The sequence below is a fragment of the Streptomyces sp. NBC_01515 genome, assembly GCF_045040345.1.
In the GTDB taxonomy this organism is placed as follows: Bacteria; Actinomycetota; Actinomycetes; order Streptomycetales; family Streptomycetaceae; genus Streptomyces.
On record NZ_CP109416.1, the window covers coordinates 2,871,043 to 2,889,179 of the forward strand.

Here is an 18,137-nt window from a genome sequence, read left to right on the forward strand (position 1 = left end):
CCCTCATGCGAACTCGGGTGCCGCGGTGGCCGGTCCGCCGAGGGCGTCGCGTCGTTCCGGCATCCTCAGGGACACCATCCGGCGCCAGCCGCCGAGCCGTTCGTACGCGTACACGGCGTGGATGCCCGCTGCCAGGGCCGCCGACTTGGCGCGCGGCCAGCCGAGGACGCGTCCCATGTGGGTCATCACGGCGAGGCTGACGTCCCGGTAGATCCGGATCTCCGCCAACGCGCAAGCGCGGAGCGCCCGTTGGATGGCGCGGCCGTGTCCGGCGGCGGCGAAGCGCAGCAACTCCTCGTGGCAGTAGGCGAGATGGTTGTCCTCGTCGTTCGAGATCATCCGTACCGCGCGGCCGAGGTCGGGGTGGTCGGCGAAGTGCCTGCGCAGCAGGTCCATCTGCTCGGAGGCGCGCTGTTCGGTGACCCGGCTGTGCGCGAGGTAGGTGACGACGTCCTGGACGGTCAGCGCCGACTCGCCCTTGAGCTTCTCGTGCGCGAGACCGATGCCGTGCCGCTCCAGGAGCATCGTGTAGTCGGTCTCGGCGGGCACCCGGACGGGTTCGAGGCCACGCTTCTTCAGAAGGGCGTTGAAAATGCGCCCGTGCTTGTCCTCGTCGGCGCCGTGCCGGCTGATCTTGGGGGCGAGGTCGCGTTCGGTCGGCGGGACGAGCACGGCGATGCGCCCGTTCTCCCAGCCGCCCTGGGACTCGCCGCTGGCCGCGATGGAGCAGAAGAGCCGGAAGGACTCGTCGTTGTCGAGGATCTCCTGGAACAGACTCTTGGCCGACAGCATCTGGACGCACCTCCATGCAGGATTCCGCCGCATTCCGCAAAGAACGAGTCAAATGCGACGTCAGAGGTGCCGCAACAGCACTGTCGGACAACTCCGCCAAAAGGAGGACTACGGATGTCCCGTCGGGGGCGTAACCGCACGGGCCGCCGCGCGTTGTTCCCCGTGACGGCCGTGGCGGGGAAGACCCCCCGAGCCCCCACCACGGCCGTAGAAAACTTCCGTACGGCAGAGTCGCGTCACGCGAGACCCGCGCGCTCCAGTGCTTCCGTTCCGGCGCGGAGCGCGGCGATCCGCTCCTCCAGGGTCCAGCCCGCCGGGGAGAGCGTCAGGGTGGTGACACCGGCCGCCGCGTACTCCTTCATCCGGTCCGCGATGCGGTCCACGGAGCCCAGCAGGGTCGTCTTGTCGATCAGGTCGTGCGGGATGGCGGCCGCGGCGCCCTCCTTGTCGCCGGCCAGGTACTTGTCCTGGATCTCGGCGGCGGCCGCCTCGAAGCCCATGCGCTGGGCCAGCTTGTTGTAGAAGTTCTGCTGCCGGCTGCCCATGCCGCCGACGTACAGCGCGGTGTACGGGCGGAAGGTGTCGGCGAGCGTCGCCACGTCCTTGTCCTCGCCGAAGGCGAGCGGGATCGTCGGGACGATGTCGAAGCCCTCCAGGGTCTTGCCTGCCTTCTCGCGCCCGGCCCGCAGGTGCCTGATGGCGGTGTCCTCAAGATGCTCGGCCGAGGGGAAGATCAGCAGCGCGCCGTCGGCGATCTCGCCGGTCTGCTCCAGGTTCTTCGGGCCGATCGCCGCGATGTAGAGCGGGATGTGCTCGCGCTCCGGGTGCACCGTCAGCTTGAGGGGCTTGCCCGGGCCGCCGGGCAGCGGCAGCGTCCAGTGCTCGCCGTCGTAGGACAGGCGCTCGCGGGTCATCGCCTTGCGGACGATCTCGACGTACTCACGCGTGCGTGCCAGCGGCTTGTCGAACTTGACGCCGTACCAGCCCTCGGAGACCTGCGGGCCCGAGACGCCGATGCCGAGGCGGAAGCGACCGCCGGAGAGGGAGTCGAGGGTCGCGGCGGTCATCGCGGTCATGGCGGGCTGGCGGGCCGGGATCTGGAAGATGGCCGAGCCGACGTCGATGCGCTCGGTCTGCGCGGCGACCCAGGTGAGCACCGTGGCCGCGTCGGAGCCGTAGGCCTCGGCGGCCCAGCACACCGAGTAGCCGAGCCGGTCGGCCTCCTGGGCCACGGCCAGATTGTCGCCGTCCATTCCGGCACCCCAGTAGCCGAGGTTGATCCCGAGCTGCATGGCAGACCCCTTACCCATCAGTAACGTCGCTGTTGTGCCGACCCTAGCGCGCGGTGGTCCGGGCGGACAGGACGGGTGCCGGTGAATGGTCACGGAGCGTGCCGTGCGACCGACTGTGGATCATCGTGGAAATCGGTTATCCACAGGCCACCACACCGCAGGTTCAGGCCAGTAATCTCGGCGTTCATGGAGCAGAGGCATCTCGGCCGTACCGGCCTTCGTGTGTCCCGGATCGGACTCGGCACCCTCACGTGGGGGCGCGACACCGACGAGCATGACGCCGCGGACCTCTTGAAGGCGTTCTGGGAGGCCGGCGGCACCCTCGTCGACACGGCGGACGTGTACGGCGACGGGGAGGCCGAGTATCTGCTCGGGCAGCTCATAGAAGGGCTCGTGCCGCGCCGGGACCTGGTCATCTCGACGAAGGCGGGGAGCGTACCCGATCCCGACCGCCGCTTCGACGGCTCGCGCGGTCATCTGCTCGCCGCGCTGGACGCCTCGCTGGCCCGCCTCGGCACGGACTACGTCGACGTGTGGCACATCCACGGCTTCGACCCGTTCACGCCGCTGGAGGAGACCCTCCAGGCCCTCGACCTGGCGGTCAGCAGCGGGCGGGCACGCTATGCGGGCGTCTCGAACTACTGCGGCTGGCAGCTGGCCAAGGCGGCGACCTGGCAGCTGGCGGCGCCGGGCACGAGGACGCGGCTGGCGAGCACGCAGCTGGAGTACTCGCTGCTCCAGCGGGGCGTGGAGCGCGAGGTGCTGCCGGCCGCGCTCGACCTGGGCATCGGGCTGCTGCCCTCCTCGCCGCTCGGGCGCGGGGTCCTCACCGGCAAGTACCGGCACGCGACCCCGGCCGACTCGCGCGGCGCCTCGGATCACATGGCGCCCTTCGTCGCGCCGTACCTCGACGACACGGCGGCCCGCATCGTGGACGCGGTGACCATCGCCGCGGACGGGCTCGCCGTGACGCCCCTCCAGGTCGCCCTCGCCTGGGTCCGCGACCGGCCCGGGGTGGCCGCCCCGATCGTCGGCGCGCGCAACGCGCACCAGCTCACGGCCGCATTGTCAGTGGAGGCCCTTAGTCTTCCTGACGAGATCTGCCGAGCGCTCGACGATGTGTCGGCGCCTCTGCACCGCTATCCCGATCACGACTGGAGCACGCTGTGAGCACGGACCCGGAGACCACGGAGACCTCGCCGTCCGAGGACACGGGCACGGACGCCGTGGAGGGCGCCGAGGGTGCGGGGGCGGACGTGGCCCCGGGCACCGAAGGCACGGCTCCCGAGAGCACCGGGGAGGACCCGGCCGCGGAAGGCACCGACGGCACCGGTGAGGCCAAGGCCGCTGCCCCCGAACTGTCCGAGGCCGCAGCCGAGTTGCTGGCGCAGCAGGTGGAGCGGGAGCGCATCGAGCGGCGGAAGGCGGAGAAGGCCGGGCCCATCACGGCCGGGGCCAAGCTCACCGGCACGGCCGCCGATCTGCTCGCGGCGGTACGGGCCGTGGAGAGCGGCGAGAAGCCCGTGACCACCCCGTTCGCCAAGCCGGAACCCGCCGCCCCGCGCCGATCGGCCGCCCCCGAAGCGGTGCGACAGCCACAGCCCGTCCCGACCGAGCCCGGCGCCCCCGCGACCGAGACCGTCGAGTCCGTACGGCGTGTGCTGGCCGAGGGCGGCGCGCCCGAGACGCTCGCGGCGCAGGTCGCGGCGGCGCTCGGTGAGGGCGGGGACGACCAACTCCGCGAGGATCCCTGGCAGTTGCTGCGCGTCCCGGGGGTACGGCCCGAGCAGGCCGACGGGTTCGCGCGGGCGCTGCTCGGCGCGGAGCGCGCGCCGGACGACGAGCGGCGGGGCCGCGCGGTCATCGGCTGGCTCCTGGAACAGGCGGCCCTGGCAGGTCATACGGCCCTGGAGGCATCGGCGTTGACGGCCGCGCTGGCCAAGCAAGGGGTGCCCGACCCGGACGCGGCGACGCAGAGCGCCATCGCGGAGGGTGAAGTGCTGGTCTTCCAGGACGCGTTGGACGAGCCCGCGGTCCCGGTGCAGCGCACGGACGACGCGTCCGACGAGGACGCTGAGGAGGCCGAGGAGCGTCCGGTCCGCGTGCTGATCGGCCTGGAGCGGTACGCGCTCGCCGAGGAGAGCCTCGCCGACGGACTCGCCAAGCTGATCAACTCGGTGCCGAAGGAGGACGGTTCGGCGGCGGACTGGGAGCAGGCCGGCACCGCCAAGGGCTCCACCGGCGAGCTGATCCGCGCGGTCGCGGGCCACGGCCTGGTCCTCCACACCGGCGGGGAGGCGTCCCTGGAGGAACCGGCGGCACTGCTCCGCGCGGCGGCGGGTTTCGGGCTGCGTGCCTGGGCCGCCACCCACAGTCCGGTGGGGCGGGAGCGGTTCGCCGCGTTGCTGACGCGGTCCACGGAGTCGGACAACCCCACCCCGGGTGACGGCCCCCGCGCCGCCACCGTCGCCGGGCTCCTGTCCGGTGCCGAAGGGCCAGGGCGGGACGCGGACGGTGCTCTCGATCTGGATCTGCTGGTCGTGCTGGACGCGCCTCAACTGGACGTCGAGACGGCGGCGTTGGTCAGTGAGTCGTTGCCGGACGGGGCCCGGTTGGTGCTGGCCGGGGATCCCGGGGTGTTGTGGTCGGCCGGGCCCGGGCGGGTGTTCGCCGATCTGCTCGCGTCGAAGGCCTGCCCCCAGGTCGTGTCGCGGCGGCCTGATCTCGGTCCCGTGGGCGAGCTGGTCTCGGGCATCGGTATCGGTGAACTGAACCAGGTGGAGGCCCCCGGCAAGGAAGTTGTGATCGTGCCGGTGCGGGACGCCGGTGAGGCCGTGCACCGCACCGTGCAGCTCGTCGCCGACTCGGTGCCTCGGGTGATCGGCGTCCCGGCCGAGCAGACCGTGGTGATCACGCCGGGCCACGGCGGCGCGGCCGGCACCCGTGCCCTGAACGTGGCGCTGAAGGAGCGGCTCAACCCCGGCCCCGGCCGCTTCGGCGGCTTCGACCCCGGCGACCGGATCGCGTACTCCCCCACCCCGGGCCGTACGGTTCCCGGCCGGGTGGTGAACGCCGACGCCGAGGGGCTGCACCTGGCGTGCGCCGGCGGCCCCGTCGTCGTACCGAAGGAGCGGGTCGAGCAGTCCGTGCGGCACGGGTGGGCGCTGACCGCGCACCAGGCCGTGGGGGTGCGGTGGCCCGCGGTGGTCGTGGTGCTGCCCGGGGACGCGGCGCAGGCGCTCAGCCGGCCGTGGGTGTACACGGCGTTCAGCCGGGCGGACCGGCATCTGTCCGTGGTGCACGGCGTGGACCAGGCGCTGCCCCGGGCCGTCGCCGAGGTCCCGGCCAAGCCGCGTACGACCCGGTTGCCGGTGCTGCTGCGACCGCAGGTCCCGGCGGGGGTCTGAGCCCGGACGGCACGGACGACGGACGGCGGCGGTCACCGAGGGAGTCAGTCCCCCGGCGACCGCCGCCGTCTTTGTCGCAACAGCCGGGCGCGGTGCGGATCAGCGGTCCGCTTCCAGCGCCTCCAGATCCTCGTCCTCGTCCAGGTCGGCGTCCAGGTCGGGATCGAGTTCGTCCTCGGCCTCGTCCACCTCGTCGATGTCGTCGATCTCGTCGTTGATCTCGTCGTCGAAGACCGCGCTGACGTCGAAGCGGCACACCACCCGCTGCGGATCGACGCCCTCGAAGGGGGCCTCCAGCCAGGCGCCGGGTTCGGCCGTCTCGTCGGCGGCGGTCACCCACAGCGTGGAGTCGCCCTCCTCCAGCCCGAACTCCTTGGGCCGGGAGGCGATCTCGTCCGCCTCGAACTCGTCGAAGAGGATGCCGAGCGCACCGTGGATCGTGCCCGAGGCCTCCGTGCCCGTGCCGTCGCCGACCGCCGCCTCGACCCGCTGCGCCTGGGCCAGCAGCCGCTGCGGCTCCGCCACGGCGTAGTCACGGCGGATCAGCACGCTCACCGCGTTCGGCTCCTCCGGGCCGGTGTACGGCGGCAGGGAGTCGTCCGTACCGGGGATCTCGAAAGGCGTGACCTCGTCATAACGGTCGTAGAGCAGCTCGTCGTAGACCTCGGCGGCCGCGGCGAGCTGGTTGAACGCCTCGTAGACGGCCGGGTCGTCCTCCCCCGACCGGCCTTCGACCGCGGCCAGGTGGCGGTCGAGCGCGGTCTTGACCGCCTCGGCGGCGGCGCGTACCTCGGCAGCGGTGGGCTGCGCAGCATCAGACATAGTGCAGACGCTATCCGTACCGGGGCTCTGCCCGCACAATAGATGCGATGCCGGAATACGAATTTGTCGACGTGTACGTACCGCGCGGGGTCTCCCGCAAGGACGCCACACGTCTCCTGACGGACCATGCCGAGTACGGACACTGGGAATTGGACCGGCTGAGCCTGCTGCGCGACGGCAGTCGCAGGGTGCGGCTGCGCCGGCGGATCATCCGCCAGGTGCGCGCCACGTGGTGAGCTGAGCCGGACGCGACGGAGCGGGCCCCGACGGTGCGGGGCCCCTCCGTCGCGCAGATCACATGTCCCGGTTCACATGTTCCGATTCACCTGCCTCGGGTCACATGCGCCCGGGAGTCACACCGAGGCGCGCGCCTTGCGGTACAGCACCGCGCCCGCGAGCAGCGCGCCCGCGCCGACCGGCAGGGCGAGGCCGAGCGGCAGTTCGCTGCCGGTGTGCGCGAGCTGGGCGCCGCCCGGGGTCTGGACGGCGGACTGCGCACCGGGCTGGGTCACGTGTGCGGAACCGGTCGGCGCGTGAACGCCCTTGACCGGCGAGGTGCCCGGCGAGGTGGGGTGGGTGGGCGTGCCGGGAGTTCCCGGGTGGCTGGGCGTACCCGGCTGGCTCGGGTGACCCGGCGTTCCCGGCGGAGTGGTCCCGTGACCGCCGCCCGGGGGCGTGCCGTGGTGGCCGCCGTGACCGGGAGGCGTGCCGTGGTGATGACCGCCGCCCTGGTGGTGGCCGCCCCCGGGATGATGCCCCTCGCCCGGAGGGGTCCCGTGGTGACCGCCGCCGTGGTGACCGCCGCCGCCGGGCGGGGTCCCGTGATCATGGCCGCCCCCGTGATGTCCGCCCCCTCCCGGAGGCGTCCCGTGATGACCGCCCCCGTGGTGACCGCCGCCCCCCGGAGGCGTCCCGTGGTCATGGCCGCCGCCGTTCCAACTCCCGCCGTTGGCACAGTCGTTGCCGGTGACGGCGTTGCCGATGCCGATGACGTCGATGCTGTTGCCGCAGACGTTCACCGGTACGTCGATCGGTACCTGGACGTGGTTGCCGGAGCCGACGCCGGGCGAGTTCGAAGCGTGCCCGCCGGCGTGCGAGCCCCCTGAGCCGCCGTGCGCGCCGTGTCCGCCGGAGCCGGCGTGTCCGCCCGACGAGCCGTAACCCCCGGAGTCTCCGTACCCACCGGAGCCCCCGTACCCGCCCGACGAGCCGTGGCCGCCGCTCCCGTGACCGCTGCCGCCGCCCCCACCCGGGTTGCCGCACTTGTTGCCGACCGCCGGGTTCAGGATCCCGACCACGTTCACGGTGTTGCCGCAGACGTTGACCGGCACATGCACCGGTGCCTGCACGGTGTTGCCGGACAGTACGCCTGCCGATTCCGAACTGGAGCCGCTCGCGCCCGAGTCGGCGTGGGCGACACCGCCCGCGGCGGCGATCACCCCGGTCGCTGCCGCCACGGTCATCAAGCTCTTGCGGGTAACCTGTCGCATTTCTGAATTCCCCCCTGCCTTCAATCCTGACTGAATTCGTCGCGCGATTTCTCGCACAAAGACCGTCGGCCCCGGAGCGCATGGCGCGCGCTCCGGGGCCGAGGATGTGGTCACCCCTCAGAGGGACGACGTCACTTGTTGACGCAGGTGTTGCCGAAGGCGGGGTTCAGCAGACCGATCACCGAGATCGTGTTGCCGCACACGTTCACCGGGACGTGCACGGGAACCTGGATGACGTTGCCGGAAACGACACCCGGGGAGTGCACAGCAGCACCCTGAGCGCCGGAGTCGGCGACGGCCAGACCCGCACCCGCGAGAACCAGGCCACCGGTGGCAGCCGCAGCGGCGACGACCTTCTTGATCATTATTCCTCCTTGTTGGCAAAAGCGATCTCGTGTTGCCGATCGCATCACCTGTAACGAGGAGGGAGTAATGGAGCTACGAGCTTATGAGCACATTCACCCGTCCCAGTGGCTTCCGTACGCGCGGTCGAATTCCGGCGTCAACCGACGTCGACCGGTGTTTCAGGACACGACTTCAGGACACGGCTTGAGGACACGACTTCAGGACGCGTCGATGAACCGGTCCAGCACCCGCACCCCGAACTTCAGCCCGTCTACCGGCACCCGCTCGTCGACGCCGTGGAACATGCCCGCGAAGTCCAGCTCCGGCGGCAGCTTGAGCGGGGCGAAGCCGAAGCCCCGGATGCCCAGGTCGTCGAAGGACTTGGCGTCCGTGCCACCGGAGAGCATGTACGGGATCGCCTTGGCGGTCGGGTCCTCGGCGAGCAGCGAGGACTGCATGGCCTCGACCAGTGGCCCGTCGAAGGTGGTCTCCAGGGCCTTGTCGGAGTGGACGCCCTCACGCTTCACGTTCGGCCCGAGAATCCGGTCGAGGTCGGCGAAGAACTCCTCCTTGTACCCGGGCAGGAACCGCCCGTCGACGTTCGCGGTGGCCTCGCCGGGGATGACGTTGACCTTGTAACCGGCGTTCAGCTGCGTCGGGTTGGCGGTGTTGCTGAGGGTCGCGCCGATGAGCTTGGCGATACCGCCGAGCCGCTTGAGGGTCGCCTCCATGTCCTCGGGGTCGAGCTGCGTGCCGAGCGCGTCGCCCAGTTCGTCGAGGAAGGCGCGCGTCGTCTTCGTGACCCGTACCGGGAACTTGTGCCGGCCGATACGCGCGACTGCCTCCGACAACTCGGTGATCGCGTTGTCGCGGTGGATCATCGACCCGTGCCCGGCGGTGCCGGCCACGGTCAGCTTCATCCAGTGCATGCCCTTCTCGGCCGTCTGGATCAGATAGAGCCGCCGCTCCTCGCTCACCGTGAACGAGAACCCGCCGACCTCGCTGATGCCCTCGGTGACGCCGTCGAACAGCTCGCGGTGGTTGTCGACGAGGTGCCGCGCACCGTACGTACCGCCCGCCTCCTCGTCCGCAAGGAAGGCGACCACGATGTCGCGCGGAGGCCGGCGCCCGCTGCGCAGCCGGTCGCGGACGACCGCCAGGGTCATCGCGTCCATGTCCTTCATGTCGACCGCGCCGCGCCCCCACACGCACCCGTCCGCGACCTCGCCGGAGAAGGGGTGGTGGGTCCAGTCCGCCGCGTTCGCCGGTACGACGTCCAGGTGGCCGTGGATGAGGAGTGCGGGCCGGGAGGGGTCCGTGCCCTCGATCCGGGCCACCGTGGACGCGCGTCCCGGGTGCGACTCGAAGATCTTGGGTTCGAGGCCCACCTCGGCGAGCTGCTCGGCGACGTACTCGGCCGCCTTGCGCTCCCCCGGGCCCGAGTGGTCGCCGTAGTTGCTGGTGTCGATCCGGATCAGCTCGCGGCAGAGGTCCACGACCTCGTCCTCGCCGGTGACGCCCTTGGCCGTGTCCGTGTCGCTCACGCTGCTTCCTCCCGCTGTCACTGCTGGTGGTCCTCCCCCATCCTCTCTCCCCATCGCGCCGCACCCCAAGGGCGGTCCCGGCCCGTCACACGCCGTTCACGCGGGACGCGGGCGGGAACAGGGGGTGATCGGCCACCCCTGGAAGCCTGGTAATGTTTCCTTCGTCGCCGCGGGGAAACCACGCGCGACAAACACCTTGTCCGGGTGGCGGAATGGCAGACGCGCTAGCTTGAGGTGCTAGTGCCCTTTATCGGGCGTGGGGGTTCAAGTCCCCCCTCGGACACATCGCAGGCGAGGGTCGCGACCACCAAGGTCGCGGCCCTCGTCGCATTTGTGGGGGATGTCTCCTTCGCTGTGAAGATCACCAGGTCAGAGCGTTGCCGGGCGCTCACGGAGCGCCCCCGTTCGGCTCCCCCGAGTGGCCGTCGGCAGGCCAGGAGCCTAGCGTCGTACTAAAATTTCCGGCTTGTTACGGAACGGAGCTGGAGCCGGACAACCCCAGGCATACCTGCGGGCCCGCCAGCACCCCGGAAGTTACCGGGTTCGAGACGCGAGGACCGATGGCAGCCATACACGAGAGCAGTGCTCTCGGGCTTGACGATGAGATCCGCACCCAGTTCGGCGATACGGCACGTTTCTCCGCGGCGCCGGCCGCCTCGGCCCGCACCCTTGTCGACATCCTCGACGCGTCGGTGCGGTCGTATCCCGACGAGCTCGCCCTGGACGACGGCACCGTCCGCCTCACCTACCGTGCGCTGGCCGTCGAGGTGGAGACCCTGCGCCGTACCCTGGCCGCGGCCGGTGTCGGCCTCGGCGACCGGGTCGGCGTGCGCGTCCCGTCCGGGACCAACGACCTCTACATCGCGATCCTCGCCGTACTCGCCGCCGGTGCCGCCTACGTCCCCGTGGACGCCGAGGACCCGGACGAGCGGGCCGAGCTGGTGTTCGGCGAGGCGGACGTGCGGGCCGTCATCGGCGCCGAGCACGCGCTGACCGTGCTCGGGCACAGTGACGCCCCGGCCGCGCGGCCCGGGGTCGAGCAGGACGCGTGGATCATCTTCACCTCCGGCTCCACCGGCAAGCCCAAGGGCGTCGCCGTCACGCACCGCAGCGCGGCGGCCTTCGTGGACGCCGAGGCGGCGCTGTTCCTCACCGACGACCCCATCGGTCCGGGTGACAGGGTCATGGCGGGGCTGTCCGTCGCCTTCGACGCGTCCTGCGAGGAGATGTGGCTGGCCTGGCGCTACGGCGCCTGTCTGGTGCCGGTGCCGCGCTCACAGGTGCGCAGCGGCGCCGACCTCGGGCCCTGGCTGGTCGAGCAGGACATCAGCGTCGTCTCGACCGTGCCGACGCTGGCGTCCCTGTGGGAGCCCGAGGCGCTGAACGACGTACGCCTGCTGATCTTCGGCGGTGAGGCCTGCCCGCCCGAGCTGGTGCAGCGGCTTGTCACCGAGGGCCGCGAGGTCTGGAACACGTACGGGCCGACCGAGGCGACCGTCGTCGCCTGCGCCTCCCTGATGACCGGCGACGAGCCCATCCGTATCGGACTGCCGCTGAACGGCTGGGAGTTGGCCGTCGTCGACGAGGCCGGGGTGCCCGTACCGATGGGCGGCAGTGGGCAGTTGGTGATCGGCGGGGTCGGTCTCGCCCGCTACCTCGACCCCGAGAAGGACGCGGAGAAGTACGCGCCCCTCGAATCGCTCGGCTGGGAACGGGCGTACCGCAGCGGTGACTTGGTCAAGGCGGAGCCCGAAGGGCTGATCTTCCTCGGGCGGGCCGACGAGCAGATCAAGCTCGGCGGACGCCGGATCGAACTCGGTGAGGTCGACGCGGCGCTCCAGGCACTCCCCGGAGTGGCCGGAGCAGCCGCCGCCGTGCGCACCGCGCGCAGCGGCAACCAGCTCCTCGTCGGCTATGTCGTCACCCAGGAGGGCTGGAACCAGGCCGCCGCCGTCGAGAAGCTGCGGGCCGAACTGCCCGCCGCCCTCGTGCCGTTGATCGCGCCGGTCGAGGATCTGCCGACCCGCACCTCCGGCAAGGTCGACCGGAACGCGCTCCCCTGGCCGCTCGAAGGCCTGGAGACCGCCGGCGCCAAGGAGCAGCTCTACGGCACGGAGGCCTGGCTCGCGGAGCAGTGGGCCGAGGTGCTCGGCATCCCCGTGAGCAGTGCGGCCGACGACTTCTTCGCGATCGGCGGAAGCAGCCTGGCCGCCGCGCAGTTGACGACGCGGCTGCGCACCCGGTACCCGAGCGCGGCCGTCCTCGACATCTACCAGCAGCCGACGCTGCGCAAGTTGGCCCGGCACCTGGAGGACTCGGCGCAGGGCGACGGCACCGCGCGGGTGATCGCCCCCGTGCCGACCCGCGCCAAGGTGATCCAACTCCTCGCGCTGATCCCCCTGTTCACGCTCGTCGGCCTGCGCTGGACAGTGGCGCTGGCCGCGCTCGGCAACGTACTCAGCGGCTACGCGTGGCTGCCGACCGCGTCCTGGTGGCTGGTCGGCGCCGGCGCGCTGCTCCTCTTCAGCCCGCCCGGCCGGCTCGCGATCGCCGCGGGCGGTGCGCGCCTGCTGCTGCGCGGTGTGAAGCCCGGACGCTACGACCGCGGTGGCAGCGTCCACCTGCGGCTCTGGGCGGCCGAACGGCTGGCCGAGTTCAGCGGGGCGACCTCCCTGACGGGCTCGTGGCTGGAGCGGTACGCACGTGCCCTCGGCGCCAAGATCGGCCCGGACGTCGACCTGCACTCGCTCCCGCCGGTCACCGGCATGCTCAAGCTGGGCCGCGGTGCCGCGGTCGAGTCCGAGGTGGACCTGTCCGGCTACTGGCTGGACGGCGACCGGCTGGAGATCGGCCCGACCAAGGTCGGCGCACACGCCGTCGTCGGCACGCGCAGCATGCTGTTCCCCGGCGCCCGGGTGGGCAAGCGGGCCGAGGTGGCGCCGGGTTCGGCCGTCACCGGCACCGTCCCGACCGGCCAGCGCTGGGCGGGCGCGCCCGCGGTCAAGCTCGGCAAGGCCAAGCGCAACTGGCCCAAGGAGCGCCCGCAGCGGGGCACCTACTGGCGTGCGATGTACGGCGTGACGGGCTTCGCACTCACCATGCTCCCCGTGGTCTCCGGTGCCGTGGCACTGCTGGTGGCGAGCGCGTTCATGGCGCCCGGTGCCGGACTGGGCGAGGCCCTGCGCGGCGCGGGGATCGCGCTGGTCCCGGCGACTCTCGCCTTCGGGCTGACGTACGCGCTGCTGATTCTGATCGGTGTACGACTGCTCAGCGTGCGGCTGCGTGAGGGTACGCACCCGACGCACAGCCGGATCGGCTGGCAGGCGTGGACCGTGACGCAGCTGATGGACCTCTCCCGCGAGACCCTGTTCCCGCTGTACGCCGGGCTCGTCACGCCGGTGTGGCTGCGGCTGCTCGGGATGCGGATCGGGCGCGGTGCCGAGGTGTCGACCGTGCTCGCGCTGCCGAGCCTGACGACCGTCGGCGAGGGCGCGTTCCTGGCCGACGACACGTTGACCGCGCCGTACGAACTCGGTGGCGGCTGGGTGCACATCGGGCGGGCCGAGATCGGGCGGCGGGCGTTCCTCGGGAACTCCGGGATGACCGCGCCCGGGCGGAGCGTGCCGGACGGCGGGCTCGTCGGGGTGCTGTCGGCGACGCCGAAGAAGGCGAAGAAGGGCACGTCGTACCTGGGGCTGCCGCCGGTGAAGCTGCCGCGCAGCACGAGCGGCGGCGACCAGAGCCGGACGTACGACCCGCCGGCCAAGCTGCTGTGGGCGCGCGGTCTGGTGGAGCTGTGCCGGATCGTGCCGGTGTTCTGCTCGGCGGGGCTTGCCGTGCTGACGGTGGCCGCGCTGTGCGCGCTGGGGGTGTGGGCGCCGCTGCTGTCGGGGCTCGTGCTGCTGGCCGTGGGTGCGCTGGCCGGGCTGATCTCGATCGTGGCCAAGTGGACCCTCGTGGGGCGGCACCGCGGTGCCGAGCACCCGCTGTGGAGCGGTTACGTGTGGCGCAACGAGCTGGCGGACACCTTCGTCGAGGTCGTGGCGGTGCCGTGGCTGGCCGGTTCCGTGCCGGGTACGCCGGTGCTGACGGCCTGGCTGCGCGGGCTCGGGGCGCACATCGGCAAGGGTGTCTGGGTGGAGAGCTACTGGCTGCCGGAGACCGATCTGGTGACCCTGGAGGACGCGTCCACAGTGAACCGTGGTTGTGTGCTCCAGACCCACCTCTTCCACGACCGGATCTTGCGGACGGATACTGTGGTCCTCCGTGAGGGCGCGACGCTGGGTCCTGGCGGAATCGTCCTGCCCGGCAGCGTGGTCGGGGCCCGTACCACTCTGGGCCCCGCGTCGCTGGTGATGGCGGCGGAGTCCGTCCCGGACGACACCCGCTGGCTGGGCAATCCGATCGAGTCATGGCGATCCTGAACACAGGTCACGCGGCGTCGGCTTCGGAGGGCGGTGCACGGGTACGGGATACGAGCACAGCGCAGGGAGCAGACGCAGCAGTGACCGTTCAGCAGGCGGCGGGTCCGGACCCGTATTTCCCGGCAAACGGCGATGCCCGCTACCGGGTGCACCGCTATGAGCTCGCGCTGGACTACCGTCCCGGCCCCAACCGTCTCTCCGGCACGGCACGCATCAACGCCATAGCGGGCCGTGCGCCGCTGCCCGAATTCCAGCTGAACCTGGGCGACTTCAAGATCGGCCGGATCCGGGTGGACGGCCGCCAGCCGCACTACACGCACCGCGGCGGCCGACTCCGTGTCCGCCCGGCGAAGCCGCTGCGGGCGGGTGCCGCGTTCACCGTGGAGATCCACTGGTCGGGCAACCCCAAGCCGGTCGCCAGCCCGTGGGGCGGCCTCGGCTGGGAGGAGTTGACCGACGGCGCGCTGGTGGCGAGCCAGCCGATCGGGGCGCCGTCCTGGTACCCGTGCAACGACCGCCCCGCCGACAAGGCCTCGTACCAGATCTCGATCACCACGCCGTCGGCGTACGCGGTGGTGGCGGGCGGCCGACTGCTGACCCGAACTACCAAGGCTTCTACGACCACTTGGGTGTACGAGCAGTCGGCGCCGACGTCGAGCTATCTGGTCGGGCTGTCGATCGGCAAGTACCAGACGGTGCTGCTGGGCGACCCGGGTCTGGGCGGTGTCCCGCAGCACGGGCACATCCCGTCGGATCTACTCCCGGAGTTCTCAAGGGACTTCGCGCGGCAGCCCGCGATGATGGAGCTGTTCCAGGACCTGTTCGGGCCGTACCCCTTCGACGAGTACGCGGTCGTGGTGACGGAAGAGGAACTCGATGTGCCCGTCGAGGCACAGGGGTTGTCGCTGTTCGGCGCCAACCACGTTGACGGGGCCCGGGGTTCGGAACGGCTCGTCGCCCACGAGCTGGCACACCAGTGGTTCGGCAACAGCGTGTCCATCGCCGACTGGCGCCACATCTGGCTGAACGAGGGCTTCGCCAAGTACGCGGAGTGGCTGTGGTCCGAGCGCTCGGGCGGCCGTACGGCCCATCAACACGCCGCCGCCGCGCACCGGTTGCTCTCCACGCTTCCCCAGGACCTGCGGCTCGCCGACCCCGGCCGCAAGTCGATGTTCGACGACCGGCTCTACGAACGCGGCGGCGTCACCGTCCACGCGGTGCGCTGCGCGCTGGGCGACATCGCGTTCTTCCGGATGCTGCGGGGGTGGGCGAACCAGCACCGGAACGGGACGGTGACCACCGCGACGTTCACGTCGCACGCGTCCCGGTTCACGTCCGAGCCGTTGGACCAGCTTTTCGACGCGTGGGTGTATCGGGGGGCGTTGCCGCCGATGCCTTCGGCGGAGACGGGGATCGCGGTCTGAGTCGTCGGGCCTGTTGCGGGTCGGGAACTGACGGAGTATCAAGTGACTTCACGGGGGTGAGGTCATGGCGTCCGCATGGAACCGGGGGGCCGCGGAGACGGGTGAGTGGCTGGAGGTCTACGGGGAGACCGAGCCGCAATCCGTCCCGCTGGAGCAGATGTTCGCCACGGGATCGGACACCGGACGCCCTTTCACCGGGTATCTCTACGTCTGGTCGCTCGGGTACACGGGGGACGAGGCGCCGTCCGTGAAGGTCACGCTGCTCTTCCCGGCCATGGGTAGCTGGCGGGTGAAGGACGTCCAGGCCATCGTGTACCACCTGCCGCCGGTGGCGGACGAGCGGGCGTGGCGGAACACCCTGGCCAGGGACCTGCGGGCGGCCGGGCCCGCCCTGGAGGCCGCCGGCAAGCTCACGGCGGACCTGGTCGGCTTTCCCGAGATCAACGCGATGATGTCCGCCGCGGCCCACCTGAGGGCGCGCAGCGCACCGCAGATGCGGGACGAGGAGTGGTTCGTCAAGCGAGTGCACCGCAGCCCCGGCGGGATCCTGCACCAGGGAGTCGAGTGGACGCTCCCGGCGAACTTCGTGCGGCAGATCGGGACCCGGGTCACCGGCGCCCTCCTCGTGGAGTTCATCGGCGCGGCACCCGCGTACGAGGACACCGACCCTCCTGGCACCGAGCCGCTGCCGCTCCTGGCCTGCGCGGCCCTCACCCGCGAGAAGGAGGTGAGGCTGCCCCAGGACGCCTACGTCCGGCTGCCACTCCGCGTCACCCCCGAACGCCCTCGAACGTAGCCCCGGCACAATATGCCCATGACCCCACGCCCCACCTGCCCCTGCGGCCTCCCCCAGCCCTACGACAACTGCTGCGGCCGCTACCACTCAGGCCCCGCCCCCGCCCCCACCGCCGAGGCCCTGATGCGCTCCCGCTACACCGCCTTCGTGCGGCTGGACGCGCCCTACCTGCTGCGCACCTGGCACCCCCGGACGCGCCCCGCCGAACCCCTCGATCTCGACCCGGGTATGCGCTGGACCGGGCTGGAGATCCTGGAGACGGGAGGCGGGTCGGCGTTCCACTCCGCGGGAACCGTGACGTTTCGGGCGTCCTACAACGGCGGCGCGATCCATGAGCGGAGCCGGTTCGAGCGGGTCGACGGGGCCTGGGTGTACCTCGACGGCGAGTTCATCGAGGACTGAGCGGCTACGGCGCCAGGATGTCCAGTTCCTGAAGCGCGCCCACCGTGATCTCGCGGGTCAGGGTCTCCGCGCGGAGGGCGTCGCCCTCGCGGACCGCCTCCGCGACCTGGACGTGCAGGGTGACGGCGGCCGGGTCGGGGTCCTCGAACATGACCTCGTGATGGGTGCGGCCGGCCAGGACCTCGGTGACGACGTCGCCGAGCCGGGCGAACATCTCGTTGCCGGAGGCGGTGAGGATCACGCGGTGGAAGGCCACGTCGTGGACGAGGTAGGCCTCCAGCTTGTGGCCGCGGGAGTTGGCGACCATGCCGATCGCGCACTCGGTGAGCTCCGCGCACTGCTCCGCCGTGGCGAACTTGGCAGCCAGGCCGGCCGCGATCGGCTCCACCGCGGAGCGCAGCACCGTCAGTGAGCGCAGTTGCTGCGGGCGGTCGGCACCGGCCAGGCGCCAGCGGATGACCTGCGGGTCGTAGACGTTCCACTCGGCCTTGGGCCGTACCGTGACGCCGACCCGGCGGCGGGACTCGACCAGGTGCATGGATTCGAGGACGCGGACCGCCTCGCGCATCACGGAGCGGGAGACCTCGAAGTCCTTGGCGAGCTCGTCCGTGCGCAGGACACTGCCCGGCGGGTACTCGCCCGCGGTGATGGCGGGGCCGAGGGAGTCGAGTACACGGCCGTGCAAGCCGCGGCCCGGAGTGGTCATGCACTCAGCGTACGGGGCGCATCACGGAACCAAAAAGTCAGACTTATATGTCACAGACTCTTGAATTCGTCGTACCTAATCGGTTTCAGTGGGATCGACATCAGGTGTCGACGGAGACAGTGAGGCAGCGATGCGTACCCCCCATGTCGTCGTGGTCATGGGCGTAGCGGGCACCGGGAAGACCACCATCGGTCCCCTGCTCGCGGCCCGGCTCGGCGTTCCGTACGCCGAGGGCGACGACTTCCACCCGCAGGCCAACATCGCCAAGATGTCGGCCGGTGTCCCGCTGACCGACGAGGACCGGTGGCCCTGGCTGGACGCCATCGGCGACTGGGCGCACGGGCGCGCGGGGCTCGGCGGGGTCGTCAGCAGCTCGGCGCTGAAGCGGTCGTACCGCGACCGGCTGCGGGCCGCTGCCCCCGGGGTCGTCTTCGTGCACCTCACCGGCGACCGCGCCCTCATCGAGGACCGCATGGCGCACCGGCACGGGCACTTCATGCCGACCGCGCTGCTCGACTCGCAGTTCGCCACGCTCCAGCCGCTGGAGGCGGACGAGGCGGGTGTCGCCGTGGACGTCACCGGCAGTCCCGAGCAGATCGCCGAGCGGGCCACGACCGCGCTCGCGCAGGTTCCCGAGCCGACCTCCTAGTCCCCCCTAGTACCTCCTGGTACCGCCTGTCCCCCCAACTCCCC

15 protein-coding genes and 1 tRNA gene are annotated in these 18,137 nt (G+C 71.4%); 9 read left to right on the forward strand and 7 right to left on the reverse strand.

Going from position 1 to position 18,137, the window contains the following annotated elements; translation table 11 throughout:
- Positions 1-3 precede the first annotated feature (3 nt).
- On the reverse strand, positions 4-792 hold the full coding sequence (locus tag OG407_RS12655; RefSeq protein WP_405857733.1) for a ferritin-like domain-containing protein: 789 nt from the start codon (positions 790-792) through the stop codon (positions 4-6).
- A 236-nt stretch (positions 793-1,028) separates the two neighbouring features.
- Positions 1,029-2,084: an LLM class F420-dependent oxidoreductase gene (locus tag OG407_RS12660; RefSeq protein ID WP_405857735.1), complete on the reverse strand. Its 1,056-nt coding sequence runs from the start codon at positions 2,082-2,084 to the stop codon at positions 1,029-1,031.
- A 186-nt stretch (positions 2,085-2,270) separates the two neighbouring features.
- Here OG407_RS12660 and OG407_RS12665 point away from each other — a divergent pair, with 186 nt between their 5' ends.
- Positions 2,271-3,254: an aldo/keto reductase gene (locus OG407_RS12665; protein ID WP_405857737.1), complete on the forward strand. Its 984-nt coding sequence runs from the start codon at positions 2,271-2,273 to the stop codon at positions 3,252-3,254.
- On the forward strand, positions 3,251-5,491 hold the full coding sequence (locus tag OG407_RS12670; protein ID WP_405857739.1) for a helix-hairpin-helix domain-containing protein: 2,241 nt from the start codon (positions 3,251-3,253) through the stop codon (positions 5,489-5,491). Before OG407_RS12665 ends, OG407_RS12670 begins: the two co-directional genes overlap by 4 nt.
- Before the next feature lie 99 nt (positions 5,492-5,590).
- On the opposite strand, the gene OG407_RS12675 is transcribed toward OG407_RS12670, so the two are convergent.
- On the reverse strand, positions 5,591-6,313 hold the full coding sequence (locus tag OG407_RS12675) for a hypothetical protein (RefSeq protein WP_327405243.1): 723 nt from the start codon (positions 6,311-6,313) through the stop codon (positions 5,591-5,593).
- Positions 6,314-6,360: 47 nt separating this feature from the next.
- On the opposite strand from OG407_RS12675, the gene OG407_RS12680 reads away from it, so the two are divergent.
- Positions 6,361-6,549, forward strand: a complete 189-nt coding sequence (locus OG407_RS12680; RefSeq protein ID WP_005485166.1) for a DUF5703 family protein — start codon at positions 6,361-6,363, stop codon at positions 6,547-6,549.
- A gap of 117 nt (positions 6,550-6,666) precedes the next feature.
- Here OG407_RS12680 and OG407_RS12685 read toward each other — a convergent pair whose 3' ends face one another.
- The 3 genes from OG407_RS12685 to OG407_RS12695 form a co-directional block, all read right to left on the reverse strand.
- Positions 6,667-7,803 (reverse strand): chaplin, encoded by a 1,137-nt coding sequence (locus OG407_RS12685; protein WP_405857741.1) that lies wholly within the window; start codon positions 7,801-7,803, stop codon positions 6,667-6,669.
- A gap of 131 nt (positions 7,804-7,934) precedes the next feature.
- Positions 7,935-8,168: a chaplin ChpH gene (gene chpH, locus OG407_RS12690; protein ID WP_019059153.1), complete on the reverse strand. Its 234-nt coding sequence runs from the start codon at positions 8,166-8,168 to the stop codon at positions 7,935-7,937.
- A gap of 198 nt (positions 8,169-8,366) precedes the next feature.
- On the reverse strand, positions 8,367-9,692 hold the full coding sequence (locus tag OG407_RS12695; protein WP_403590226.1) for a M20/M25/M40 family metallo-hydrolase: 1,326 nt from the start codon (positions 9,690-9,692) through the stop codon (positions 8,367-8,369).
- A gap of 198 nt (positions 9,693-9,890) precedes the next feature.
- Here OG407_RS12695 and OG407_RS12700 point away from each other — a divergent pair.
- From OG407_RS12700 to OG407_RS12720, 5 genes are all read left to right on the forward strand, one after another.
- Positions 9,891-9,975 (forward strand) — tRNA-Leu (locus OG407_RS12700).
- 277 nt (positions 9,976-10,252) lie between these two features.
- Positions 10,253-14,116, forward strand: coding sequence for a Pls/PosA family non-ribosomal peptide synthetase (locus OG407_RS12705; protein WP_405857744.1), 3,864 nt, complete (start codon positions 10,253-10,255; stop codon positions 14,114-14,116).
- 80 nt (positions 14,117-14,196) lie between these two features.
- A complete protein-coding gene (locus OG407_RS12710) occupies positions 14,197-15,540 on the forward strand; it encodes a M1 family metallopeptidase (RefSeq protein ID WP_365308641.1) in 1,344 nt (447 codons plus the stop codon).
- 64 nt (positions 15,541-15,604) lie between these two features.
- Positions 15,605-16,336 (forward strand): hypothetical protein, encoded by a 732-nt coding sequence (locus OG407_RS12715; RefSeq protein WP_405857746.1) that lies wholly within the window; start codon positions 15,605-15,607, stop codon positions 16,334-16,336.
- Positions 16,337-16,354: 18 nt separating this feature from the next.
- Positions 16,355-16,738: a YchJ family protein gene (locus tag OG407_RS12720; protein WP_405857748.1), complete on the forward strand. Its 384-nt coding sequence runs from the start codon at positions 16,355-16,357 to the stop codon at positions 16,736-16,738.
- A gap of 4 nt (positions 16,739-16,742) precedes the next feature.
- Here OG407_RS12720 and OG407_RS12725 read toward each other — a convergent pair whose 3' ends face one another.
- Complete coding sequence (locus tag OG407_RS12725) at positions 16,743-17,444, reverse strand: FadR/GntR family transcriptional regulator (RefSeq protein WP_328684331.1); 702 nt, start codon at positions 17,442-17,444, stop codon at positions 16,743-16,745.
- 130 nt (positions 17,445-17,574) lie between these two features.
- Here OG407_RS12725 and OG407_RS12730 point away from each other — a divergent pair, with 130 nt between their 5' ends.
- Entirely contained in the window at positions 17,575-18,093 is a 519-nt protein-coding gene (locus tag OG407_RS12730) for a gluconokinase (protein ID WP_405857750.1), read from the forward strand.
- The last annotated feature ends 44 nt before the right edge of the window (positions 18,094-18,137 follow it).